This window comes from Rhodococcus sp. LMD (assembly GCF_056108245.1).
The window spans coordinates 3,545,775-3,569,481 of record NZ_CM148557.1; the positions used below are offsets into that span (position 1 = coordinate 3,545,775).

Below are 23,707 nucleotides of genomic sequence, written 5' to 3' on the forward strand. Positions count from 1 at the left end.
TGCGCCGGCCGCGTATAACACGGCCCACCGACAAACCGCGGGGAAGACGCGGTTGTTCGAACATGTATTCGAACAGCTTCAGTAGACCCGATTCCGGGGGCGCCCGTCAAGCGCTGCCCCCCGCGGCATCCACTACCCTCGTGAAGGTGTCGGAACAGGAGCGAGCGGCAAGCGTCGTCGGCCCGGATCACTTGGTGGCCGGACGTTATCGGCTCGTCTCCAAACTCGGCGGCGGTGGCATGGGGGCGGTCTGGCTCGCCCACGACACCCTGCTCGATCGGGACGTGGCCGTCAAACAGGTCACCTCGACCGTGGGCCTGCCCACGGGGGCCGCCGAGGAGATCCGCCGCCGCACGCTGCGTGAGGGCCGGATCGCCGCCCGCCTCACCCACGAGCACGCGATCGCGATGTACGACGTCGCCCTCCATTCCGGCGAGCCGTGGCTGGTCATGGAGCATCTTCCCTCCCGCAGCCTCGCCCAGGTGATGAACATCGCCGACACCCTGCCGCCGCTCGAGGTGGCGCAGATCGGCGCACACGTCGCCGATGCGCTCGCCGCCGCCCACGCAGCCGGGATCGTGCACCGCGACATCAAGCCGGGCAACATCCTCGTCGCCGAGCGCGGCCGCGAGCTGGGCACGGTCAAGATCAGCGACTTCGGCATCGCCCGCGCGAAGGGCGACCACGACCGGTCCGGCGTGATCACCGGCACCCCTGCCTTCTTCGCACCCGAAGTGGCCCGCGGTAGCGATCCCACCGAGGCCAGCGACGTCTTCTCCCTGGGCGCGACCCTCTACACCGCGATCGAGGGTCAGCCGCCGTTCGGCATCGATCCCGACTCGATCGCCCTGTTGCACCGTGTCGCCCGCGCCGAGATCATCCCGCCTACCCGCACGGGCCCACTGACCGACGTCCTGCTCGCGATGCTGGAACCCGACCCCGCCCGTCGCCCGACGATGGAGCAGGCCCGGGATCGTCTCGCCGCGGTCGTCCTCGGGGCCGACGCCGACCCGGAACTGCTCCGCGGCCGTCCGATCCTGTCCGCCGACGGAACCGTCCCCGTGTGGGCGCGGCGCGCCACCGCCCCCGTCGTGGGATCCCGGCGCACCGCGGGCGCCGGCGGCACCCTCACCGGATTGCCCGCCGCTCCCCAGCCCGTCTCGCTGCGGGGCGTACCCCGCCCCGCGGAGTTGCTGCGCCGGCTGCAGCCCACCGGCCCCCCGCCGCGCACCACACGGGAGAAGGTCGTCGCGTTCGCGCCGATGGCGATGGCGGTCATGGTGGCCGTGATCGTTCTCGCGCTGATCGTGGCCCTGATCGTCGCGGTCGCCGTCAGCTGAGCTTGACCTTCGGGTCGGCCGAAGCTCGATGATGGTGCCGTGACCCCCTCCCCAGACCTGATCACGATCGGCATCATGGCCCGGCTCAGCGGGCTCACCCCCGGAGCGCTGCGGTTCTACGGCGACTGCCGGCTGCTCGTGCCCGCCCTGGTCGATCCCGTCACCGGCTACCGGTACTACACGGTCGACCAACGCGAACGAGCGGTGACGATCCGTCAGCTCCGCGAACTCGACGTCCCGCTCGAGGATGTCGGCCGGATCCTCGACGGCGATGCCGAGTCCGGTGCCGCGCTGCTCGACGAACACGTCGCCGAACTGCATCGCCGGGCCGAGCGCGCGACCCGGCTGGCCTCCGACGTCAAGTCCCGCCTCACCGCCTTCGCGGCACCGCTGGCGGTCGTCGTGCCGGGCCGGCTCCTCGCCGGCACCGTCGAACGCGTTCTTCCGTCCGTCGCCATGGATCCGGAAATTCCTTGCCTGACAGGCGTTCTCGTCGAGGTGGAGGCCGGGGCGGTGGTCCTGACGGCGACGAACCGTTACCGGCTGACCACCGGCTCGGTGACGGCCGCGGCCCGCACCGGGGACCCGTTCCGCACCGTCGCCGACAGCTCCGCGCTCCGCGGGACCGCCACGTGGCTGCGGGAACACGAGAACGTCGGCCTGGCTCTCGACGACTCGGGCGCGCTCACCCTCACCGGCGCCGACGGTGAGCGGCACCGCTGCCCGGCCGTCGACGGAACCTTCCCCGACTACCGCAGCATGCTCGGCGCCCTCGCCCCGCCGGTCACGCGGGCGATCGTGCACCGCGACGCCCTGGCCGGGGCCGTGCGCGACGCTGCGGCCGGCCCGATCGACCTTCGCGTGCGGGCGACGGCACTCACCGTCGGCCACCGGGGGCACGACCGCGTGCTGCCCGCCGACGTCACCGGCGCCGACCTGGATCTCGCCTTCGACCGGGACGGGCTGGGAGCCGCCCTCGACACCGCCGTCGGACCGGAGGTGCTGCTGGACATCGCCTCCTACGACCGGCCCGTCGTGATCCGCTCCGCCGCGGCCGGGGACCTGACCACGCTGGCCATGCCCGTCCGCCGGGAGGAACGGCCGTGACCACCGATCCCGACCCGATCATGGCCGCCGTCACCGAGGCGGTCACAGCCGCCCGCTCCGGCGACGACCCCACCGCCCGGACTCGGCTGGTGGCCTTGTGGGCGAGCGTGGGGCCGCACGGCGATCCCCTGCACCGCTGCGCCCTGGCCCACTACCTGGCAGATCTGTACGACGATCCCGCCGTCTCCCTCACCTGGGACCTCCGCGCCCTCGACGCGGCCGCGGCCCTCGACGACGACCGGCTCGCCCGGCACGACGCCGCGTTGCAGGTGCGGGCCTTCCAGCCGTCGCTGCACCTGAATCTCGCCGACGACTACCGGCGTCTCGGGTCCTTCGCGGTAGCCACGGAGCACTTGACGGCGACCCGCGACTGCGTCGACATCCTGCCCGAGGACGGGTACGGCCGCACGGTACGCGCGGGGATCGAGCACGTCGCCGCGGCACTCGCGACCGGCTCGACCGCGCGCCTGCCCACGCACTGAACTCCGGTCAGTCGATCCGCCGCCGGTGCGCCCACCGGGTGAGGGCGTTGCGGTTGGACTGCTGGGTCTTGCGCAGCACGTTCGACGCGTGCGTTTCGACGGTCTTGACCGAGATCACCAGTTCCTCGGCGATCTCGCGGTAGGTGTAGCCGCGCGCGAGCAGGCGCAGCACCTCGAGCTCGCGAGGGGTGAGGGAATCGAGTTCGGGGTCGAGCGGCGGCTCCGGCACGCTCGAGCGGCCGGTGAACGAGTCCAGGACGAAACCGGCCAGACGCGGGCTGAACACCGCGTCCCCGCCGGCGACCCGTCGCACCGCGTCGGCCAGTTCGGCTCCCGAGATGGTCTTGGTGACGTACCCGCGGGCGCCGGCCCGGATCACGGCGATGACGTCCTCGGCGGCGTCGGACACGCTCAGCGCCAGGCACACCGGCCCGTCGGCGATCCGTCCGAGCACCGCCACCCCACCCCCGTCGGGCATGTGGACGTCGAGCAGGACCACGTCGGGGCGGGTGGCGTCGATTCCCGCGACCGCTTCCGCGACGGTGCCGGCCTCGCCGACGACCTCCATGTCGCCCTCCCGCCCGAGCTCGGCGCGCACCCCCGACCGGAACACGGCGTGGTCGTCGACCAGGAACACACGGAAACGGCGGGAGGCGTCGAGTGACGTCAAGTGGGCTGCTCCTCTGAACGGGCGTCGGTGCCCTCCCACTCTAGGGTCGTCGTGCGCTCCGCTCCGGTACCGGCACGGGGCATGTGGATGCGGATCTCCGTGCCCTTGCCGGGGTTCGAGCGCACGACGACCCGGCCGCCGCGACGCTCCACCCGGCCCCGGATCGAACGGGCCAGGCCCTGCCGGTCCTCCGGAACCGCGGATTCGTCGAAGCCGACGCCGCGGTCCCGGACGAAGACACTCACCTGTTCGGGTTCGACCTCGACGAACAGGTCCACGCTGTCCACCCGCGCATGCTTGGCCGCGTTGACCAGTGCCTCCCGGGTGGCACCGAGCAGGGCGGTGAACGACTCGGCGGTGAGGTCCTCGTCGTCGCCGGGTACCGCGTCGCCGACGATCACCGGCGCCACCGACACCCCGTACTGATCCTCCACCTCGCCGGCGATGGTGCGCAGCGCCTCGGCCAGGCTGGTGTGCGGGGTCTCGCCACCGCCGAACAGCCAGCGGCGCAACTCGCGCTCCTGGCTGCGTGCGAGGCGCAGCACCTCCTGCGAGTCGTCCGCCTGCTTCTGGATCAGGGCGAGCGTCTGCAACACCGAATCGTGCAGGTGCGACGCGATCTCCTCGCGTTCCTCGTTGCGGACGCGGGCGGCGCGTTCCGCCTCCAGCGCGCGCCACATCCGCACCCACAGCGGGACCGACAGCAGGCCGGCCCCGACCAGTGTCACCAGCACCGCCAGCACCGACGAGCGCAGGGCCGCCACGTCGACCTGCGCGAGGATCACGACGCCGAGCCCGAGCACGATGAGCGAGGCGCCGCCGACCACCCGCGCCCAGGTGAGCACGGTCGGGCGCGCGGGCAGGCCCAGCACCGAACGCGGTCCCTCCGCGTCGAACTCGCGCCAGACCAGCGCGGCGCCCACCGCCACCACGACGACGGGTGCGATCACCGAGCCCACGCCCCCGTTGAGCAGCCACGAAAGCCCCACGGCCAGGCCCACTCCGATGACCGCAAGGCCCAGGGCCCGGCGCCGTTCGGTCGGTGACGGCGGTTCGGTGTCCGAGCCCTGCGGTGTGAGGACCCACAGCAACCCGTAGGCGACGATGCCCAGGCCGGCGAGCGCGGCCAGCACCGTGAACGCCACCCGCACCTTGAGTACGTCGACCCCGAGATGGTCGGCGAGACCGCCGGCCACGCCGCCCACGACCCGGCCACCGACCCGGCGCTCGAGGCGGGGGGTGGGCAGGGGTGGGTAGGGAACCGGCTGCATACCTTCGATACTGGCACGCCTACCCCGTCCCGGGCATCGGGGACGAACCCTGAACCGGCGACCGCCCACCGGCGCGGAAATCAGGGTCGGTCCCTGATGCGCGACGGGGCGGCGGTCCAGAAGGATGTGGTTCATGAACACGCGAAGCTTCCCCGAGCAGCTCTCGGACATGTGGCGCACCCGTCCGGTCCGGCTGCCACGACAGGGCCACGTCGCCGGGGTGTGCGCGGGCATCGGCGTGCGATACGACGTGGATCCGGTGCTGATCCGCGTGGCGTTCGTCGTGTCCACCTTCTTCGGCGGTGCCGGCCTGGTGCTGTATCTGGCGGGCTGGCTGCTGCTGCCGCGCTACGGCGATCAGGTCTCCCCCGCCGAATCCCTCGTCGGCCGCGGCCAGAGCTCCGAATCGAGCACCAAGGTCGTGGTGCTGCTGGTGGTGCTGGCCGTCGCGGCGAGTGCCTTCGGTCCGCTGGGCGCCGGGGTGGGCGGCTCCGGATTCGTCAGCATGGTGCTGATGCTCGGCGGTCTGTGGCTGCTGTACCAACGCCGGCCGGAACCACCGGTCCTGCCCGGGGCACCGCAGCTGTTCCCCCAGAACCCCTTCCAGGCGCCGTTCCAGCAGAGTCAGTACCAGCAGAGTCAGTACCAGCAGAGTCAGTACCAGCAGAGTCAGTACCAGCAGGCGCCCTTCGCGCAGCACACCGGCGCCCCCGGGCCCGCACCGGCGGACCCGGACTTCTGGACGAAGCCGGAACCGGAATCACCCCGGACCGGTGCGCAGTCCCCCGGGCCGGAACCGGCACCCCCGCAGGATCCGTTGCTGCAGCGCCCCACGCCACCGTCGTGGGATCCGCTCGGTGTCGCACCGTTCGCATGGGACCTGCCCGAGCCGACGCCCACGACGGCCGTAGTGCCCGCGAAACAGCCGCGTTCCCGGCTGACCACGACCGTGCTGGGCCTGGCGGTGCTCGCCGCGGCGGCCGCAGGCGCGGTGGCGTCCGCCGGCGAGGTCGCGTGGCTCACCCCCGCGCGGATCGGTGCGATCGCGCTCGCGGTGATCGGACTCGGCCTGCTCGTCGGGGCGTTCCTGCACCGCGGTTACGGACTGCTGGTGGTGACGGGTCCCCTGCTCGGGTTCGTGGTGCTCGCCTCCCTCGTCGGACCGATCGACACCTCGTCGTGGGGGGAACAGTTGTACTCGCCCCGCACCGCCGCGGAACTGCAACCGGCGTACTCGGTGCAGATGGGCGCTCTGCAACTGGACCTGCGTGGACTCGAACTCACCGAGGACGAGACCGTCTCCGTCGAGACCCGATTCGGCGCCACCGAGATCCTGCTGCCGCGGAACCTCGACGTCGACGTCGTCTGCACCGAGCAGGCTTCGAACCCGTGCACGATCCAAGGCCTCGACGGCGGCGACGACGGCGTCGGCGGACCGGTCCTGACCCTGAATCTCGACACCGCATTCGGCAACTCGGAGGTGCGCCGTGGCTGACACCGACTACACCGACCCCACCGAGCCGACGTCCGGCGCCCGGCGACGGGGCCCGTCGATCCTGATGCTGCTCTCCGCGATCGCGGCGCTGGCCGTCAGCGCATGGGCGCTGATCGGGCCGTTCTCCCTCGAGCCGCTCGCGAACGTCGAGTTCCGCTGGCTGCTCGTCGCGCTCGCCGTGGTCGTCGGCGCCGCCCTGGTGTTCGCGCCGGGCAAGAAGAAGCGCTGACCGCACCGTCCCGGAACGCACTGCGCCCTTCGGATCCGATCCGAAGGGCGCAGCCGCGTCTCACTCCCACTCGATGGTGCCCGGCGGCTTGCTCGTGACGTCGAGGACGACGCGGTTGACGTCGGGCACCTCGTTGGTGATGCGGGTGGAGATGCGCTCGAGGGCCTCGTACGGCAGGCGGGTCCAGTCCGCGGTCATCGCGTCCTCGCTGGAGACCGGGCGCAGCACGATCGGGTGGCCGTAGGTACGGCCGTCGCCCTGGACGCCCACGCTCCGCACGTCGGCGAGCAGCACCACCGGGCACTGCCAGATCTGCTTGTCGAGACCGGCGGCCGTGAGCTCCTCCCGGGCGATGGAGTCGGCGCGACGCAGGATCGCGAGCCGTTCGCGGGTGACCTCGCCGATGATGCGGATGCCCAGGCCCGGGCCGGGGAAGGGCTGGCGGCCGACGATCTCCTCCGGCAGGCCGAGTTCGCGCCCGACTGCCCGCACCTCGTCCTTGAACAGCAGCCGCAGCGGCTCGACCAGCGCGAACTGCAGATCCTCGGGCAGGCCACCGACGTTGTGGTGGCTCTTGATGTTCGCGGTGCCGGTGCCGCCACCGGACTCGACGACGTCCGGGTACAGGGTGCCCTGCACCAGGAACTCGACGGTGTCGCCGTGGGCGGCGTTCTCTCCGAGCACCTCCGAGACGGCACCTTCGAAGCTGCGGATGAACTCGCGGCCGATGATCTTGCGCTTGGTCTCCGGATCCGTCACGCCGGCCAGTTCCCGCAGGAACGTGTCGGCGGCGTCCACGGTGACGAGCCTCGCCCCGGTCGCGGCGACGAAGTCCTTCTCGACCTGCTGTCGTTCGCCCTCGCGCATCAGGCCGTGGTCGACGAACACACACGTCAGCCGGTCGCCGATGGCGCGCTGCACCAGGGCTGCGGCGACCGCGGAGTCGACCCCGCCGGACAGGCCGCAGATGGCGCGCCCGTCACCGACCTGCTCGCGGATCTGTTCGATCAGGGCCTCGGCGATGTTCGCGGCCGTCCAGGCGGCGGGGATACCGGCGATGTCGTGCAGGAAGCGGCTGAGCACCTGCTGGCCGTGCGGGGAATGCAGGACCTCGGGGTGGTACTGCACGCCGGCGAGCCGGCGCGCGCGGTCCTCGAACGCGGCCACGGGCGCGCCGGGACTGCTGGCGGTCACCTCGAAGCCGTCCGGCGCGGCGGTGACTCCGTCGCCGTGGCTCATCCACACGGGCTGCGTCGCGGGCAGTCCGTCGTGCAGGACACCCCCGGTGACGGACATCTCGGTGCGCCCGTACTCGCGGTTGCCGGTGTGCGCGACGGTGCCGCCGAGCGCCTGGGCCATGGCCTGGAAGCCGTAGCAGATGCCGAACACCGGGACGTCCAGGTCGAACAGTTTCGGGTCGAGTTGCGGTGCGCCCTCGGCGTAGACGCTGGAGGGGCCGCCGGAGAGCACTACGGCGAGCGGGTCGCGGGCCTCGATCTCCTCCACCGGCGTGGTGTGCGGCACGACCTCGGAGTAGACCTTGGCTTCGCGGACGCGGCGGGCGATCAGCTGCGCGTACTGGGCTCCGAAGTCGACGACGAGGACCGGCCTGGACTGCTGGGTTTGCGACACCCGAACAGTCTAGAGGTCCGGTCCTCGTCCAACGAACGGCGGTTCGGGTCAGGCGACGCCGGACGCGGACCCGGTGCGAACCTCGACGATCGGCAGCGACAGCGCGCCCGGAGCGCCCGCCGGCACGACCGGCTTGTTCGGGGCGATCGGGTCCAGCCGGCGGTAGCCCTCCCCCTGGCCGGGACGCAGGTCCTGCTCCCCCTTGTTCGGCCACAGCGCCGCCGCGCGCTCGGCCTGCGCCGCGATGGTCAGCGACGGATTGACCCCGAGGTTGGCCGAGACGGCGGCCCCGTCCACGACGCTCAGCGTCGGGTATCCGTACACGCGGTGGTACGGGTCGATGACGCCGTGCTCGGGATCGGTGCCGATCACGCAGCCACCGAGGAAGTGCGCGGTGAGCGGGACGTTGAAGATCTCCCCCCAGGTGCCGCCCGGGACGCCGTCGATCTTCTCGGCGATCCGGCGGGTGGCCTCGTTGCCGACGGGAATCCACGTCGGGTTGGGGTGCCCGTGGCCCTGCCGGCTGGTGACCTTGCGGCGACCGAACAAGCCCTTCTTGGTGTAGGTGACGATCGAGTTGTCCAGGTTCTGCATGACCAGGGCGATGATGGTGCGCTCGCTCCAGTCCTTGACGCTGAGCATCCGGGCCATCTGGACCGGGTTCTTCACCACCTGGCCGAGGAACTTCAGCCAGCGTGGGGTGCGGCCGCCGCCGTCGGTCATCAACGTCTGCAGCAGACCCATCGCGTTCGAACCCTTGCCGTAGCGGACCGGCTCGATGTGGGTGTCGGCAGTGGGATGGAACGACGACGTGATCGCCACACCGCGGGTGAGGTCGAGGTCCGGGTCGACGCTCATCTTCCCGGCGCCGACGATCGACTCGGAGTTGGTGCGGGTCAGATGACCCAGCCGGTCGGACAGTTCCGGCAGGGCGCCGGTGTCCTTGAGGTGGTGCAGGAGATGCTGGGTGCCCCACGTGCCGGCGGCGAGGACGACGTGCCCGGCCGTGTAGGTACGACGGTTCTTCCGCTTCCACGCGCCGGTGCGCTCGGTGTCGACGTCCCACGTGCCGTCGGGGGCCTGGCGCAGGCCGGTGACCGTGGTGAGGGGGACGATCTCGGCGCCGGCCCGTTCGGCGAGCCTGAGATAGTTCTTCAGCAGTGTGTTCTTGGCGCCGTGCCGGCATCCGGTCATGCACTCGCCGCATTCGATGCAGCCCGTGCGGTCGGGGCCGACACCGCCGAAGTACGGGTCGGCGACGGTACGCCCGGGCTCCCCGAAGTACACCCCCACCGGGGTCTGGATGAAGGTGTCGCCCACGCCCATGTCCGCGGCGACGGACTTGACGATCTCGTCCGCGGGGGTCATGTGCGGGTTCTGCACCACGCCGAGCATGCGACGTGCCTGGTCGTAGAAGGGGCTGAGCTCGTCGTTCCAGTCGGTGATGTGTGCCCACTGGCCGTCTTCGAAGAACGGAGCCGGGGGCTTGTAGAGGGTGTTGGCGTAGTTGAGGGAGCCACCGCCGACGCCGGCTCCGGCGAGGATGAGGACGTCGTGCAGCAGATGGATCCGCTGGATACCGAAGCACCCCAGCTTAGGTGCCCACAGGAATCGCTTGAGATCCCAGCTGGTCTTCGCGAAGTCGGCGTCGGCGAAGCGCCGGCCCGCTTCGAGGATGCCGACCCTGTACCCCTTCTCCACGAGCCGCAGGGCCGTCACACTTCCACCGAACCCCGATCCGACGATGAGGACGTCGTAGTCCGTCGCGCGCTGCTCACCCACCGAAACACCTCCATGAAGCTGGTTGTTACTCACCAGTATGCACGGGCTTGCTGTGACCATTGCCACAAGGGTGCCCTAACTGTAACCATGAGTTTCATAAACCGCAGGTGAGGGCCGGAAACGGCTGTGGCCGAATGTCACACCGCTTCGATCGAATCGACGCGATGTGACATTCGGCCACAGCGGGTAAGGGGGTAGCGGCGGGTCAGGCGCGGACGGTCAGGCCGACCTTCTGGAACTCCTTGAGGTCCGAGTAACCCGACTTCGCCATCGCACGGCGCAGACCGCCGACCAGGTTCAGCGAGCCGAACGGATCGTCGGACGGACCGGTGAGCACGCGGTCCAGGCTCGGGCGCTCGTCGTAGGCGACCTGCAGCAGCGCGCCGCGCGGCACGGACGGATGCGCACTCGCCGACGGCCAGTACCAGCCCCGGCCCGGAGCCTCGGCCGATACCGCGAGGGGGGCACCGAGCACGGCGGCGTCGGCACCGCAGGCGATGGCCTTGGCCAGGTCGCCCGAGGTCTCGATGTCGCCGTCGGCGATGACGTGGACGTACCGGCCACCGGTTTCGTCCAGGTAGTCGCGACGGGCGGCGGCCGCGTCGGCGATCGCCGTCGCCATGGGCACGCCGATGCCCAGTACCTCGCTGGTGGTGGTGGCGCCCGCCGTCGAGCCGTAGCCGACGACGACGCCCGCCGCGCCGGTACGCATCAGGTGCAGCGCGGTGCGGTGATCGCTCACACCACCCGCGACGACCGGCACGTCCAGCTCGGAGATGAACGTCTTGAGGTTCAGCGGCTCGCTCTCACCGTGCGCCACATGCTCCGCGGAGATGATGGTCCCGTGGATGACCAGCAGGTCGAGGCCCGCCTTCACCAGGTGCGGAGTCAGCGCCCGCGCATTCTGCGGGCTGACCCGCACGGCCGTGGTCACGCCGGCATCGCGCACCCGCGCGATCGCGGCAGCGAGCAGGTCGGGCTGCAGCGGGGCGGCGTGGAGCTTCTGCAGGTGGGCGATCGCCGCTGCCGGGTCCGGATCGGACTCGGCGATGCCGACGAGGCGTTCGATCTCGGCATCGACATCGGCGTGCCGGCCCCACAGTCCCTCACCGTTGATGACGCCGAGGCCGCCGGCCTTGCCCAGCTGCACCGCGAAGGACGGCGAGACCAGCGCATCGGTGGGATGGGCGAGCAGCGGGATGTCGAATCGGTACGCGTCGAGCTGCCAGGCCGTCGACACCTCCTTCGAGGAGCGCGTCCGGCGGGACGGCACGATGTTGATGTCGTCCAGCTCGTAGGTGCGTCGGGCGGTTCGCCCCATGCCGATTTCAACCAGGTCGCGCACGCGCGTCCCTTTCTTCTCAGGTAGATGCCCCCACCGGACACTCCGGCGGGGGCCGATCGCGGACTCTTGCTCTACCGAACCACTGCTCTACCGAACCACGTAGTTCGGTGCTTCGGCCGTGATCGTGATGTCGTGGGGATGGCTCTCCTTCAGACCCGCCGCCGTGATCTGCACGAACTGCGCCTCCTGCAGTTGTTCGATGGTGGCGGCACCGGCGTAGCCCATCGCTGCCCGCAGGCCGCCGATCAGCTGGTGCGTGACCTGCTGCAGCGGACCACGGAACGGCACACGACCTTCGATGCCCTCGGGCACCAGCTTGTCCTCGGAGAGCACGTCGTCCTGGAAGTAACGGTCCTTCGAGTACGACTTGCCCGCGCCCCGGCTCTGCATCGCGCCGAGCGAACCCATGCCGCGGTAGCTCTTGAACTGCTTGCCGTTGACGAGGATCAACTCACCCGGCGATTCGGCCGTGCCGGCCAGCAGGGAGCCGAGCATGGCCGTGGAGGCGCCGGCGGCGAGCGCCTTGGCGACGTCGCCGGAGAACTGCAGGCCGCCGTCGGCGATGACCGGGACGCCCGCGGGCTTGGCGACGGCGACGGCTTCGAGGATGGCGGTGATCTGCGGCGCGCCGACACCCGCGATGACGCGGGTGGTGCAGATGGAGCCGGGACCCACGCCGACCTTCACGGCGTCCACGCCGGCCTCTATGAGCGCTGCGGCACCCGCCCGGGTCGCGACGTTGCCTCCGATGATCTGGACCCGATCGCCGACCTCGGCCTTGAGCTTAGCGATCATCCCGAGAACACCCGCGGAGTGACCGTGGGCGCTGTCGACGACGAGCACGTCCACCCCGGCGTCGGCCAGGGTCATGGCCCGGGTCCACGCGTCGTCGCCCACGCCGACCGCGGCACCCACGAGCAGGCGGCCGTCGCGGTCCTTGGTCGCGTCGGGGTGCTGCTCGGTCTTGACGAAGTCCTTGACGGTGATAAGTCCGGTCAGGCGGCCCTGCCCGTCGACGATCGGCAGCTTCTCGATCTTGTGACGGCGCAGCAACCCGAGGGCGGCCTCGGCGGTGACACCCTCCTGCGCGGTCACCAGCGGCGCCTTGGTCATGACCTCCGCAACCGGGCGGTTCTGGTCGACCTCGAACCGCATGTCCCGGTTGGTGATGATGCCGACGAGCTGACCCTCGTCGTCGGTGACGGGCAGCCCCGAGATGCGGAAGCGCGCACACATGGCGTCGACCTCGGCGAGGGTGGCGGTCGGCTTGCAGGTGACCGGGTCGGTGACCATGCCCGCCTCGGACCGCTTCACGGTCTCGACCTGCGCGGCCTGCGCCTCGGCGGACAGATTGCGGTGCAGGACGCCCATGCCACCGGCGCGGGCCATCGCGATGGCCATGCGCGACTCGGTGACGGTGTCCATCGCGGAACTGACCAGCGGAACCCGGAGGCGGATGTCCCGGGTCAACTGGCTCGACGTGTCCACCTGGCTCGGGATGACGTCCGACGCGGCCGGAAGCAGCAGCACGTCGTCGAAGGTCAGACCCAGCATGGCGACCTTGTCGGGGTCGTCACCGCCGGTATGCACGTGCCCTCCGGTACTCCTCATGCGGTTCGGACCCTCCATGACGCGTCGATACGGTGCGGGCGGGTGGCCCCTGCCCGGCTTCGGTGATTACGGAACACAATGTCGTGAAAGACAATGGTGCGAGCGGTGCGCACCGTTCCCGGACGCTCCGAACAACGGTGCCCTGCTCGTGAACTATCGTATCGGTTCACCGGGACCGGCACACACGCGCATCCGCACGCGTACACGAAGCTCCGCGGGAAGTCCACGGTGTGACGGCTGGCGCGGACCCCGTCGGACTGCGTACCGTGGAGTCGTGCGTGATCAGTTGCCTCCCGGTCTGCCACCGGACCCATTCGCTGGAGATCCCGACGATCCGTCCGCCGCACTGGACGCCATCGAGCCGGGTCAGCCGCTCGACCCTGCCGAGCGGCTGGCCGTCGAGGAGGATCTTGCCGACCTCGCGGTGTACGAAGCGCTGCTGTCGCCACGTGGCGTCCGCGGCCTGGTGGTGTGCTGCGAGGACTGCCATCAGGATCACTACCACGACTGGGACATGCTGCGGGCGAACCTGCTGCAGCTGCTCGTCGACGGTACGGTCCGGCCGCACGAGCCGGCCTACGATCCCTCCCCCGATGCCTACGTGACATGGGACTACTGCCGCGGCTACGCGGACGCGTCGATGAACGAGGCACTGCCGGTCGACCCGTACGGCCTCGACTCCTAGAAGAAGCCTCCGCACCACGGGAAGGGCCCGCCGGGACGAATGTCCAGGCGGGCCCTTCCCGTCACGGCTACTCCGAAGGTGCGGGCACCGCGGTGATCGTCTGGCTGATCGACTGCTGCTCGAGCGAGGTGGACGGCGCCGGTGCCGACGCCGACGGGGTCGTGGTCGGCGCCGCCGTCGGCGCGGTAGTGGGCTCCGGGGTCACCGGTGCGCTCGTCGGCTCGGTGGACGGGGGCGGCGTGACCGGGGACGGTTCCGGACTGGGTGCCGGTTGCGACGACGGCGGCACCAGATCGACGCCGGGTGCCTCAGTGGACGTCGCCGGGGGGACCGTTCCCGTACCGGGTGTCGTACCGGCGATGGTGGGGTCCACGGTCGACGGGGTCGTCGGAGTGGTCGGCACCGGCGCGGGAATCACCTGCGTCGACTGGACCGGGGGCGCGGGCAGCACGGGCGGAGGCGGGGGCGGAAGGAGCTTGCTCAACTCGGTGGTGAGCCGCTGCACCCAGTCACCCAGCTGGTCCCGCTGGCCGGCGTCGGTGACCGATCCGGACCGCTGCTGCGCCGACTGGATCAGTTCCTGCGCGCCTTCCGTGTCGCCGACGGCGAGCCGCTGCTCGGCCTCCTGCAGCGTGGAGGCGGTGTCGATCCGGGCGACCGTCGACTCGGCCTGCTCACTGAAGACGACCTGCTTGACACTCCACAGCGGGTCGCCGGGTTCGGCCTGGTAGGACACGGCGGTCGCACCACCGACGGCGATGGCGATCAGGGCGGCGGCGCCGGCGATGGGCCGGATCAGGCGGAGCTGGGTGCGGGCGCGGGAGCGGCGCTCGGCGAGTGCGTCGCGGGCACCGATCTCCCGGTTGACCGCGGCGACGATCTCGTCGAGATCCGGCTCGGAAGGAAGCGGATCGGCCAGGATCTCGGCACGCCAGCCCGCAAGAAGGGTGGCGAGCTCGTATTCCTCGGTCGTCTCGGTGGGCACCGGTCCGTCCCCGGAGATCGCGTCGATGAGGGCGTCGTCACGGCGCACGGCCGCAATGTCCACGGGGGTGCCGTCGTCGGCGAGATCGGCGAAGAAATCGTCATCCGCGCCGTGCTTCCTACCCATTTCTCTCACCTGCTCTCGTCACTTCCTTCTTCAGTCGGGCGATGGCACGGTGCTGCGCCACTCGAATGGCCCCTGCCGTACTTCCCACCGCTGCTGCCGTTTCTTCCGCGGACAGGCCCACCACGAGCCGCAGGACCAAGATCTCCCGCTGCTTCTCCGGAAGCGTGCCCAGCAGCTGCTTCATCTGCCGGCTCGTCTCCGCATTGAGCGCCTGCTCCTCCGGACTGTCGTCCAGCGACATCGACTCGGGTACCTCCGCGACCGGATCCGCCCGGTTGCGGGCGGCGCTGCGGTGCGCGTCGGCGACCTTGTGTGCCGCGATCCCGTACACGAATGCCATGAAGGGGCGTCCCTGGTCCTGATACCGCGGCAACGCCGTCATCACGGCCAGGCACACCTCCTGCGCTACGTCGTCCGCGGAGAGCTGGCCACGCTCCGCGGCTCCGACCCGTGCCCGGCAGTACCGGACGACCAAGGGCCGGATGGTTCTCAGAACCTGAGCGAGGGCCGTCCGATCTCCCTGCGCAGCCGCAGCGACAGCGGAGTCCAACTCCTCACCCATGACAGTCATCGATTGCGCAAGTCCTGGCGTTACAAAGTGACACGACCCCCCGGCCGGGTGTGCTTCCACTTGCAGTGGAACATCCCCAGACTAGCGACACGACCGGACGGAACGGACGCACGGATGGCTTCTAGACCCGGATCGTTGCGAATCTCCCACCGCGCCGGACGACGAGTGCCGCCGACTCGTCGCGCACGCGCCGAGCCGCCTCCCCGCCCCCGAGCCCGTCCCACAGCATCGCGGCCGCCCAGCGCAGCGGGACCAGACCGAGCGCGGTACTACGGTCGAGTACGTCGAGGCACAGGTCCCGGGCGGGCGTGAGATCGGACTCCCCGGTCCACGAGGCGGCCCGCAGCAGATCGGATTTGACCAGGTGCCGGACCGAGCCGCTGCGTTCGGCCTCGGCCGCGGCCGCAGCCGAACGCCGACGGGCGGTGGCGAAGTCCCCGGAGGCCAGGGCAGTCTCCGCGCAGACCCAGTGCAGGCGCACACGCTGGCGCCGGAACACCGCGCCGTGCACGCCTTCGGCGGCGTCGAGAGCGGCAGCGCAACGGTCCAGCAGCCGGACGGCCGGCCGGATCCGGCCGCACCCGAGCGCGTCCGCCGCCAGCCCCGTGAGGGCGTCGCACCGAGCCTCGACGGTCCACGAGGAATACCGCGGGGCGTCGGCGAGCGCCGCGGCCGCCCGTCCGTCGAGGACGGCGGCCTCGCGGTGCCGGCCGAGCTGACGCAGCAGCGACGCCTCGGTGCTCGCCGCCAGGGACGCGAGCGCTCCGTCCGGACCCGTGGCGCGGCGGAGCCGGGTCAGCTCCGCGCGGGCGGCGGCGTAGCGACCCTGACCGCCCAGGGCGACGGCCCGGTGCCACGACGCGACGCGATCCCCGCCGGGCGGGAGAGGGAACAGGTCCGGCCGGGCACCGAATGCCGCCGAGGCGAGCGTGGACGTGTCGGACGGCAGGGCGGTGACGGGCACGAGGCCATGATCGCACCCCTTCGCCTCCGTCCGGCGGGGAGGTGGAGTGCATTCCGAGAAATATGCACCGACGGCGCATCAATTACTTCCGTGCTTCGGCCGGTTGAACATCCGGTTTACGTTTTGTTAATTACAGACACGGTGTCGGTACGAAAGATGCGCACGCCGTGGCAATTTTCGGCCCCGGCGAACCGGACGGATGCCTTCCGGCACCCAGCGCAGGGCCTATAGTCCCTGATCGGGGCCATTCCGGGAACCGGAGGACGGCACGCACCGTGGAGGCGCACACCCTCAGGACACAATCACGGATCAGCCACGATGTAAATATTTCGGCGGTTAATTCTCGCAGATCGGGATATGGAAATTGCCACTCCGCGAAAGTGTTGACTCCATTTCCTCGCCACCTTTACGGTTACGAAGCCTGAACAACTGCTTTGGGGGGAAAGACCTTCCGCCCACGGTCCGCTCGCCTCGGGCGAGCACGCTGCAAAGGAGTACCCATGCCTGCACCACACCACTTGCCCGGACCGAACGCGGACGTCTGGGATTGGCAGATGCACGGACTGTGTCGTGGGGTGGACTCCTCGATGTTCTTCCACCCGGACGGTGAGCGCGGCCGGGCCAGGGCGCAGCGCGAGAGCCGGGCCAAGGAGATGTGCCGGCAGTGCCCGGTGCTCGTGCAGTGCCGGGAGCACGCTCTGGCGGTGTCCGAGCCGTACGGCATCTGGGGCGGCATGTCCGAGACCGAACGGGAGATGTACGCGCGGCACCGACGACGGCGGATCGCGGTCTGACCGGCCCGCCGGACGACACCACGAGACGACGAAGCCCCGCACGGATTGTTCCGTGCGGGGCTTCGCAGTTCCCGGGTACCCGGCCGACTCCGCGGCCGGGCACCCGGCTCGCTAGTGAGCGTGACCGTGGCCGTGACCGGCCTCGGGCGCCTCCTCCGGCTTGTCGACGACGGCGCTCTCCGTGGTCAGCACCATCCGCGCCACCGAGGACGCGTTGACGACCGCGGACCGGGTCACCTTGACCGGATCCACGACACCGTCGGCGAGCAGGTCACCGTAGGTGAGGGTGGCTGCGTTGAACCCGGACCCGGCGGGGGCCTCGGACACCTTGTTCACCACGACCGACCCGTCGAGGCCGGCGTTAGCGGCGATCCAGTACAGCGGGGCCGCGAGCGCGGCGCGCAGCACGGCGACACCCGTGGCCTCGTCACCCGAGAGCGAGTTCTCGAGCGCGTCCAGCTCCCGGGCGGCCTGCACGAGCGCCGAACCACCACCGGGCACGATGCCCTCTTCGACCGCGGCCTTGGCGGCGTTGACAGCGTCCTCGACACGGAACTTGCGCTCCTTGAGGTCGGTCTCGGTGGCTGCACCCACCTTGATCACCGCGACGCCGCCGGAGAGCTTCGCGAGCCGCTCCTCGAGCTTCTCCCGGTCCCAGTCGGAATCGGTGGCCTCGATCTCGCGACGCAGCTGCGCGACGCGGTTCTCGATGTCCTGTTGCGTACCGGCACCGTCCACGATCGTGGTGCTGTCCTTGGTGACCACCACCCGGCGGGCCGAACCGAGCAGGTCGAGACCGGCATCCTTCAGGGTCAACCCGACGTCGGAGTTGATGACGGTGCCGGCGGTGACGACGGCGAGGTCGTCGAGGAACGCCTTGCGGCGGTCACCGAAGAACGGCGCCTTGACCGCGACGGCCTTGAGGGTCTTGCGGATGGAGTTGACCACGAGGGTGGAGAGCACCTCCCCCTCGACGTCCTCCGCGATGATCAGGACGGGCTTGCCGTTCTCGGCGATCTTCTCGAGCAGCGGCAGGAAATCGGGCAGGGAGCCGATCTTGTCGCGGTAGAGGAGGATGACGGCATCCTCGAGCACCGCCTGCTGTGCGTCGATGTCGGTGATGAAGTAGGGCGACAGGAAGCCCTTGTCGAACTGGACGCCCTCGGTGACGACGAGCTCGGTCTGCAGCGTCGAGGATTCCTCGACGGTGACGACGCCGTCCTTGCCGACGGTGCTCAGGGCCTCGCCGACCATGGCGCCGATCTCCTCGTCGCGCGAGGAGACGGTGGCGACCTGGGCGATGGCCTCCTTGCCCTCGACCGGGGTGGCGGCGGCAAGGAGCGCCTCCGACACCTTCTCGGCGGCCCGGCCGATGCCGTTGCCGAGTGCGATGGGGTTGGCGCCGGCCGCGACGTTCTTCAGGCCGGCCTTGATGATGGCCTGGGCGAGCACGGTGGCGGTGGTGGTGCCGTCACCGGCGACGTCGTTGGTCTTGGTGGCCACGCTCTTGACCAGCTGGGCGCCGAGGTTCTCGAACGGGTCCTCCAGCTCGATCTCCCGGGCGATGCTGACACCGTCGTTGGTGACGGTCGGGCCGCCGAACGCCTTGGCGAGCACCACGTGCCGCCCACGCGGGCCGAGGGTGACCTTGACGGCGTCGGCGAGCTGATCGACGCCACGCTCGAGTGCCCGCCGCGCGGTCTCGTTGAACTCGATTTGCTTGGACATGTTCTCCGACTACTCCTGGAACGAAGGATCCGGAACGGACTCCGCCCCGGGTCCGAGGCGGAACTCCGGGGCGGAATGCGTGCGGCTTACTTGGCGACGACGGCCAGCACGTCGCGAGCCGACAGGATCAGGTACTCCTGGCCGGCGTACTTGATCTCGGTTCCGCCGTACTTGCTGTAGATGACGACGTCGCCTTCCTTGACATCGAGGGGGATGCGCTTCTCACCCTCGTCGTCCCAGCGGCCGGGGCCGACGGCGACGACGGTGCCCTCCTGGGGCTTCTCCTTCGCCGTGTCCGGGATGACCAGGCCGGAGGCAGTCGTCGTCTCGGCCTCGTTGGCCTGGACGAGGATCTTGTCCTCGAGCGGCTTGATGTTCACGCTCGCCACGATGAGCCCTCCACTTTCAGGGGTTCGATGGTCCGAGGCCTCTTGTCGTCCTCGGACAGGGTTTGTTCAGTCACCACGGTGACTCCGCGCGTAGTCCCGTCGTCGCGGGTGCCGGAACACGCTCGGCGTCGACTAGCACTCTATACACGCGAGTGCCAGCGCTCAAGGGCAGAGGGTGCTGAATGCGCTCGTGTCGCCTCGGACGCACCACGACCGCGACGAGCGGGCCCCCACCCGGGCGACCTCCGCACGAGTGCACCCCGTTCGTCGGGCTCCGGACCCACCGCGGGCCGCCGACCCCGCACGTGCCCGTCGCGTCCGCAACCGAGGAGACCGAACTGTGACCATTCGTACCCGGAACCGAGCCGCGGGTGCTCCCCTGCCGAGATGACGTCCGTTCGGCACCCGTGCCCACGACGCTCCACTCGCGCCGCCCTCCGAGAGTACGGCTCCGAGCTGGGACGACAGCGGCCGAACGGACGAACCACCCGCGCCCGGCACCGACGTCGGGCGCGCGTGGCGGAACAGGGACGCCGCGCCGCCGCGCCGCCGGGCGGGCCGAGATCGGCGGTTTTCGGCGCGCGCCCGCACACCCCCGTCTGTTACGTTCGGATAACGGAGACCGAACGCGTGACCATTCGGTGACTTTGCGGCTCGACCGCGTCCCTGTCCGCCGGTCACGCACGGGAGGGGAACTATGCGCACGTCGCTGGGAATTTCCACCGGCGCTTCCGGAGTGGGCTCGGCCCTCGTCGTCGAGGGGCCGGGAGAGCACACCACCGAGTACCGATTTCTCGCCGCCGATCCCGAGACCGCCGGCGACCTGGGCGACCTCGTCATCGATGCCCTCTCCCTCATGAGCACCCAGATCGACGGACACGCCGTCCCCGACGCGGTGGCGGTGGCCTATCGAACCTCCGAGCACGCGGAGGCGATCCGCTCCGCGTCGGTGCGCGACGGCCACATCGTCCATCTGGTTCCGGAGACGACGGCCGTGCTCGCCTACCTGAACAGCACCGGGCTCGTCGACACCGCCGACACCCTCGCCGTCGCCGACCTGGGGGCGTCGGGATTCACCGTCTCCGTCGTCGACCGACGGTCCGGGTCGATGCTGCGCTCGGCCCGGACCGGGGACGTGGGGGGCGGAGCCGTCCGTGCCCGCGTCTACGACCACGTGCGCCGCCGGATCGGCCGTACCCGTGGCCGCATCCCGATCGACCCCGCCCTGCTGACGGTGCGCTGTCAGGGTGCACTCGAGGCCCTCGGAGAGGCGTCCACGACCCGGATCGAACTCGGTGACGCCGGACCGGCGGTGCCCCTGACCCGCACGGAACTCGACGAGATGGTGGCCGATCTCAGCGACACCGCGGCGACGTTCACCCGGCGGGTCTGCCACACCGAACCGCGGCCGCAGATGCTGGCGCTCGTGGGCGGCGCAGCGGCGATGCCGGCTCTGGCCGACGCCGTGACCTCGGCCTTCGCCGGCCCCGTCGCGGTGGTGCCGGAACCGGCCACCGCCGCGGCCCACGGCGCCGCGCTGCTCGCCGCGTCGTCACGACTGTCCTCCTATCCGTCGGTAGGTGCCTCGACCCCGACGGCGGGCACCCCCGGCGGCAAGGTCTCCGGTGCCCTCGCCGGGGCGCTCGTGATCGGTGCGCTCGTCGCGGGCTATGCGACCGACCAGATCGCGTCCGACGACACCGCCGTGTCCCCCGCCGGGACCAGCGGCCAGGCCACGACCCAGCCGGCGGCGGCCGTCCCCGACACCGGACACACGCAGATCCCCTCCGAGGATCCCCACGCCGCCGTCACCACGACAGCTGCCGACAACGGCTACGCACGCACGGACACGCCGGTGCCCTATCCCACTCCCACCGTGCCCGAGTCGTCGACGACCACGCCGGCGACGACCACGCCGCCCAGCACACCGGAATCGACGACGAGCGAGCGGCCCGAGTCGCCTGCGGACGTCCCCGGCACCGACCGGCCGTGGCAGTTGCCGGGAACCCTCCCGAGCGTTCCGCTGCCGACCGTCCCGCTGCCGACGCTGCCCGGCACGACGCCGTCCGAGAGCACGACACCGAGCTCGACGACGTCCGCGCCGCCGTCCGAGTTCGCACCACCCGAGACGACGACCGAGACCTCCTCGACCGCGGCCCCGGCGGAGGAGGCGACGAGCACGTCACCGCCTCTCATCGAACCGTCACCGGCCGCCTGATCGCGCCCGCCGATCACCGCAGCGTCGGGTCAGGCAGGCACCTGGGCGATCTCGACCGGCAGGCCGGGATCGGTGCCGACGGTGAGCGCGGAGGGCTGGGCGCCCCCGGCGATCAGATGCGCTCCCAGCGCGGCGATCATCACCCCGTTGTCGGTGCACAGGCGCGGCCGCGGCACCCGCAGCGCGATCCCGGCGGCCGCGCAGCGCTCCTCGGCGAGCTCACGCAGGCGGGAATTGGCAGTGGCTCCACCGCCGAGGACCAGCGTGTCCACGCCCACGTCCTGCGCGGCCCGCACCGCCTTCATCGTCAGCACGTCGGCGACCGCTTCCTGGAAACCGGCCGCCACGTCCTCGAGCGGGACCGGCTCGCCGGAGCGCTCGCGCGCCTCGACGAACCGCGCGACAGCCGTCTTGAGCCCGGAGAAGGAGAAGTCGTGCCGGGCGTCGCGCGGCCCCGTCATCCCCCGCGGGAACACCACCGCGGTGCGGTCACCGTTCTGTGCGGCCCGGTCCAGCGCGGGACCGCCCGGGAAACCGAGTCCGAGCAGCCGGGCGACCTTGTCGAACGCCTCGCCGGCCGCGTCGTCGACCGTCGTGCCCAGCTCGACGATCGGCTGACGGCCGAGATCCTCGACGTGCAGCAGGTGGGTGTGCCCGCCGGAGACCAGCAGCGCCACGCACGGTGGCATCGGTCCGTGTTCGATGGTGTCCACGGCGACGTGCCCACCGAGATGGTTGATCGCGTAGAACGGCACGTCCCACGCCGCCGCATACGCCTTGGCTGCCGCGACACCGACGAGCAGTGCGCCGGCGAGACCTGGCCCGATCGTCACGCACACGGCGTCGGGCTTGGTGACACCGGCGGCAGCCAGCGCCCGTCGCATGGTCGGAACGATCGCCTCGAGGTGCGCGCGGGACGCGATCTCCGGGACGACGCCACCGAAGCGGGCGTGTTCGTCGACGCTCGAGGCCACCTCGTCGGCGAGCAGGTCGAGCGTGCCGTCGCCGACCCACCGGACGATGCCCACGCCCGTCTCGTCGCAGGAACTCTCGATCCCCATCACGATCACGACTGTGACTCCTTCCGCCGGTCCGGCCGGCACATGGTGTACGCGTCGGCCCCGCTCGGCTGGTAGTACCGCTTCCTCGTCCCGACGATCTCGAAACCCTCCCGGCGGTACAGCGCGATCGCTGCGTCGTTGTCGGTGCGCACCTCGAGGAACACGGGACCGCCCCAGGCGTCGGCCGTCCGCAACAGCTCGGCGAGCAACGCGCCACCGACGCCGCGGCGCCGCTGTCGTGGGTCCACCCCGATGGTGTGGACCTCCGATTCCGGATGAACCGCGGTGCCGAGACGCGCGAGACCGGCGTAGCCGATGAGCCGGCCTTCCTCGTCCCGGGCGGCGACGTAGTGGTTCTGCGGTGCCGCCAGCTCGGCACGGAACGCGTCGGCGCTCCACGGGTCGTCACCGGGGAACAGGATCCGCTCCAGCTCGGCGCACCGGGCGACGTCGGACGGCTGCAGCGCGTCGACGAGGGGACGAGGGTCGTGGGTGGTCATTTCTTCTTCCGGTCCGCCGTCTCCACCGCGTCCGGGCGGCGCAGGTACAGGGGCACCAGGGGCTCGGGCTCCACCCCGGCGAGCAGGTCCGCGACGGCCACGGCGACCAGCCCTGCCGGGGAGGGTGTGGCCACCGGATGCGCGGGCAGCTCGAACAGGTCGACGTGCGGGCGGGATCCCGCGATCCGCTGCGACGGCTCCGCCTTCAGATCCGCCGGCCTGCACACCCCCGGTCCCTCGAGGCGGACGCCGCCGGAGTACCGCGCCCAGTACACCTCGCGGCGACGAGCGTCGGTGACGACGAGAAGATCACCGGCACTCTCGCCGGCTCCCGGCCCCGTACCGTCGGCGTCCGCACCCAGGACGTCGGCCGCGATCGCGTCGAGACTGCACACGCCGTGCACCGGCACGTCGAGGGCGTCGCCGAAGGCAGCGGCGGTCGCCATGCCCACGCGCAACCCGGTGAACGGCCCCGGGCCGACACCGACGACGACGGCGTCGAGATCGGCCGGCGTGTGCCCGGTGGACGACAGACACTCGAGGATCTGCGGGGTCAGTACCTCGGCATGGGCGCGTGGATCGTCCGTGACCCGCACGGCCAGCGTCTCGATGCCGGCGGTCCCTGGTTCACCGCGGTCGTCCACCCGGACGAGACCTGCGGTGACGGCGGGGGTGGCGGTATCCACGGCGAGAACGAGCACGAGTATCCAGAGTACCGCCGA

General features: G+C 70.9%; 22 protein-coding genes. 8 read left to right on the top strand and 14 right to left on the bottom strand.

What is annotated here, in order from left to right; translation table 11 throughout:
* The first annotated feature begins 146 nt into the window (after window positions 1-146).
* The 3 genes from ACWPQI_RS16390 to ACWPQI_RS16400 are packed head-to-tail and all read left to right on the top strand — an operon-like array spanning window position 147 to window position 2,929.
* The gene (locus ACWPQI_RS16390; RefSeq protein ID WP_026137517.1) at window positions 147-1,340 is read left to right on the top strand and encodes a serine/threonine-protein kinase; all 1,194 of its coding nucleotides are present in this window, start codon (window positions 147-149) and stop codon (window positions 1,338-1,340) included.
* Window positions 1,341-1,379: 39 nt separating this feature from the next.
* Window positions 1,380-2,447 (top strand): DNA polymerase III subunit beta family protein, encoded by a 1,068-nt coding sequence (locus ACWPQI_RS16395; protein WP_474738393.1) that lies wholly within the window; start codon window positions 1,380-1,382, stop codon window positions 2,445-2,447.
* Window positions 2,444-2,929, top strand: coding sequence for a hypothetical protein (locus ACWPQI_RS16400; protein WP_059174393.1), 486 nt, complete (start codon window positions 2,444-2,446; stop codon window positions 2,927-2,929). The genes ACWPQI_RS16395 and ACWPQI_RS16400 overlap by 4 nt, the downstream gene beginning before the upstream one ends.
* A gap of 7 nt (window positions 2,930-2,936) precedes the next feature.
* On the opposite strand, the gene ACWPQI_RS16405 is transcribed toward ACWPQI_RS16400, so the two are convergent.
* Window positions 2,937-3,599, bottom strand: coding sequence for a response regulator (locus ACWPQI_RS16405; protein WP_010595555.1), 663 nt, complete (start codon window positions 3,597-3,599; stop codon window positions 2,937-2,939).
* The gene (locus tag ACWPQI_RS16410) at window positions 3,596-4,870 is read right to left on the bottom strand and encodes an ATP-binding protein (protein WP_010595556.1); all 1,275 of its coding nucleotides are present in this window, start codon (window positions 4,868-4,870) and stop codon (window positions 3,596-3,598) included. Before ACWPQI_RS16410 ends, ACWPQI_RS16405 begins: the two co-directional genes overlap by 4 nt.
* A gap of 133 nt (window positions 4,871-5,003) precedes the next feature.
* Here ACWPQI_RS16410 and ACWPQI_RS16415 point away from each other — a divergent pair, with 133 nt between their 5' ends.
* Both ACWPQI_RS16415 and ACWPQI_RS16420 read left to right on the top strand, forming a co-directional pair.
* Window positions 5,004-6,365, top strand: coding sequence for a PspC domain-containing protein (locus ACWPQI_RS16415; protein ID WP_140188720.1), 1,362 nt, complete (start codon window positions 5,004-5,006; stop codon window positions 6,363-6,365).
* On the top strand, window positions 6,358-6,594 hold the full coding sequence (locus tag ACWPQI_RS16420) for a hypothetical protein (RefSeq protein WP_010595558.1): 237 nt from the start codon (window positions 6,358-6,360) through the stop codon (window positions 6,592-6,594). Before ACWPQI_RS16415 ends, ACWPQI_RS16420 begins: the two co-directional genes overlap by 8 nt.
* A 60-nt stretch (window positions 6,595-6,654) precedes the next feature.
* Here ACWPQI_RS16420 and guaA read toward each other — a convergent pair whose 3' ends face one another.
* From guaA to guaB, 4 genes are all read right to left on the bottom strand, one after another.
* The gene (guaA, locus tag ACWPQI_RS16425) at window positions 6,655-8,226 is read right to left on the bottom strand and encodes a glutamine-hydrolyzing GMP synthase (RefSeq protein WP_102031313.1); all 1,572 of its coding nucleotides are present in this window, start codon (window positions 8,224-8,226) and stop codon (window positions 6,655-6,657) included.
* Between the two features lie 48 nt (window positions 8,227-8,274).
* Window positions 8,275-10,008, bottom strand: coding sequence for an FAD-dependent oxidoreductase (locus ACWPQI_RS16430; protein WP_474738394.1), 1,734 nt, complete (start codon window positions 10,006-10,008; stop codon window positions 8,275-8,277).
* Between the two features lie 205 nt (window positions 10,009-10,213).
* On the bottom strand, window positions 10,214-11,353 hold the full coding sequence (locus tag ACWPQI_RS16435) for a GuaB3 family IMP dehydrogenase-related protein (protein WP_048773467.1): 1,140 nt from the start codon (window positions 11,351-11,353) through the stop codon (window positions 10,214-10,216).
* 87 nt (window positions 11,354-11,440) lie between these two features.
* Window positions 11,441-12,964: an IMP dehydrogenase gene (gene guaB, locus ACWPQI_RS16440; RefSeq protein WP_048773501.1), complete on the bottom strand. Its 1,524-nt coding sequence runs from the start codon at window positions 12,962-12,964 to the stop codon at window positions 11,441-11,443.
* Between the two features lie 274 nt (window positions 12,965-13,238).
* On the opposite strand from guaB, the gene ACWPQI_RS16445 reads away from it, so the two are divergent.
* Window positions 13,239-13,649, top strand: coding sequence for a DUF5319 domain-containing protein (locus tag ACWPQI_RS16445; RefSeq protein WP_003938028.1), 411 nt, complete (start codon window positions 13,239-13,241; stop codon window positions 13,647-13,649).
* A gap of 67 nt (window positions 13,650-13,716) precedes the next feature.
* Here ACWPQI_RS16445 and ACWPQI_RS16450 read toward each other — a convergent pair whose 3' ends face one another.
* From ACWPQI_RS16450 to ACWPQI_RS16460, 3 genes are all read right to left on the bottom strand, one after another.
* Window positions 13,717-14,760, bottom strand: coding sequence for an anti-sigma-D factor RsdA (locus ACWPQI_RS16450; RefSeq protein WP_268965464.1), 1,044 nt, complete (start codon window positions 14,758-14,760; stop codon window positions 13,717-13,719).
* Window positions 14,753-15,331, bottom strand: coding sequence for a sigma-70 family RNA polymerase sigma factor (locus ACWPQI_RS16455; protein WP_010595565.1), 579 nt, complete (start codon window positions 15,329-15,331; stop codon window positions 14,753-14,755). Before ACWPQI_RS16455 ends, ACWPQI_RS16450 begins: the two co-directional genes overlap by 8 nt.
* Before the next feature lie 121 nt (window positions 15,332-15,452).
* The gene (locus tag ACWPQI_RS16460; RefSeq protein WP_010595566.1) at window positions 15,453-16,295 is read right to left on the bottom strand and encodes a hypothetical protein; all 843 of its coding nucleotides are present in this window, start codon (window positions 16,293-16,295) and stop codon (window positions 15,453-15,455) included.
* Between the two features lie 500 nt (window positions 16,296-16,795).
* On the opposite strand from ACWPQI_RS16460, the gene ACWPQI_RS16465 reads away from it, so the two are divergent.
* A complete protein-coding gene (locus ACWPQI_RS16465) occupies window positions 16,796-17,089 on the top strand; it encodes a WhiB family transcriptional regulator (protein ID WP_010595567.1) in 294 nt (97 codons plus the stop codon).
* A 111-nt stretch (window positions 17,090-17,200) separates the two neighbouring features.
* On the opposite strand, the gene groL is transcribed toward ACWPQI_RS16465, so the two are convergent.
* Window positions 17,201-18,817: a chaperonin GroEL gene (gene groL / locus ACWPQI_RS16470; RefSeq protein WP_040272379.1), complete on the bottom strand. Its 1,617-nt coding sequence runs from the start codon at window positions 18,815-18,817 to the stop codon at window positions 17,201-17,203.
* Window positions 18,818-18,903: 86 nt separating this feature from the next.
* Window positions 18,904-19,206 carry a co-chaperone GroES gene (gene groES / locus ACWPQI_RS16475; RefSeq protein ID WP_003938034.1) on the bottom strand — a complete coding sequence of 101 codons (303 nt, stop codon included), beginning with the start codon at window positions 19,204-19,206 and terminating at the stop codon, window positions 18,904-18,906.
* Between the two features lie 697 nt (window positions 19,207-19,903).
* Between groES and ACWPQI_RS16480 the strand changes: the two genes are divergently transcribed.
* Window positions 19,904-21,424, top strand: coding sequence for an Hsp70 family protein (locus ACWPQI_RS16480; RefSeq protein ID WP_225223063.1), 1,521 nt, complete (start codon window positions 19,904-19,906; stop codon window positions 21,422-21,424).
* Between the two features lie 29 nt (window positions 21,425-21,453).
* Here ACWPQI_RS16480 and tsaD read toward each other — a convergent pair whose 3' ends face one another.
* From tsaD to tsaB, 3 genes are read right to left on the bottom strand one after another with little or no spacing between them, the layout of a single operon-like run.
* Window positions 21,454-22,494, bottom strand: a complete 1,041-nt coding sequence (gene tsaD, locus ACWPQI_RS16485) for a tRNA (adenosine(37)-N6)-threonylcarbamoyltransferase complex transferase subunit TsaD (RefSeq protein ID WP_010595570.1) — start codon at window positions 22,492-22,494, stop codon at window positions 21,454-21,456.
* Window positions 22,491-22,985 carry a ribosomal protein S18-alanine N-acetyltransferase gene (gene rimI / locus ACWPQI_RS16490; RefSeq protein ID WP_010595571.1) on the bottom strand — a complete coding sequence of 165 codons (495 nt, stop codon included), beginning with the start codon at window positions 22,983-22,985 and terminating at the stop codon, window positions 22,491-22,493. Before rimI ends, tsaD begins: the two co-directional genes overlap by 4 nt.
* Entirely contained in the window at window positions 22,982-23,686 is a 705-nt protein-coding gene (gene tsaB / locus ACWPQI_RS16495) for a tRNA (adenosine(37)-N6)-threonylcarbamoyltransferase complex dimerization subunit type 1 TsaB (protein ID WP_010595572.1), read from the bottom strand. The genes rimI and tsaB overlap by 4 nt, the downstream gene beginning before the upstream one ends.
* Between the last annotated feature and the right edge of the window lie 21 nt (window positions 23,687-23,707).

Coding starts and splice junctions, on each gene's coding strand:
- ACWPQI_RS16410 (WP_010595556.1), bottom strand. CDS start 4,870: ATGCAGCCGGTTCCCTACCCACCCCTGCCCACCCCCCGCCTCGAGCGC.
- ACWPQI_RS16465 (WP_010595567.1), top strand. CDS start 16,796: ATGCCTGCACCACACCACTTGCCCGGACCGAACGCGGACGTCTGGGAT.
- ACWPQI_RS16480 (WP_225223063.1), top strand. CDS start 19,904: ATGCGCACGTCGCTGGGAATTTCCACCGGCGCTTCCGGAGTGGGCTCG.
- groL (WP_040272379.1), bottom strand. CDS start 18,817: ATGTCCAAGCAAATCGAGTTCAACGAGACCGCGCGGCGGGCACTCGAG.
- rimI (WP_010595571.1), bottom strand. CDS start 22,985: ATGACCACCCACGACCCTCGTCCCCTCGTCGACGCGCTGCAGCCGTCC.
- guaB (WP_048773501.1), bottom strand. CDS start 12,964: ATGAGGAGTACCGGAGGGCACGTGCATACCGGCGGTGACGACCCCGAC.
- ACWPQI_RS16450 (WP_268965464.1), bottom strand. CDS start 14,760: ATGGGTAGGAAGCACGGCGCGGATGACGATTTCTTCGCCGATCTCGCC.
- ACWPQI_RS16455 (WP_010595565.1), bottom strand. CDS start 15,331: ATGACTGTCATGGGTGAGGAGTTGGACTCCGCTGTCGCTGCGGCTGCG.
- ACWPQI_RS16415 (WP_140188720.1), top strand. CDS start 5,004: ATGAACACGCGAAGCTTCCCCGAGCAGCTCTCGGACATGTGGCGCACC.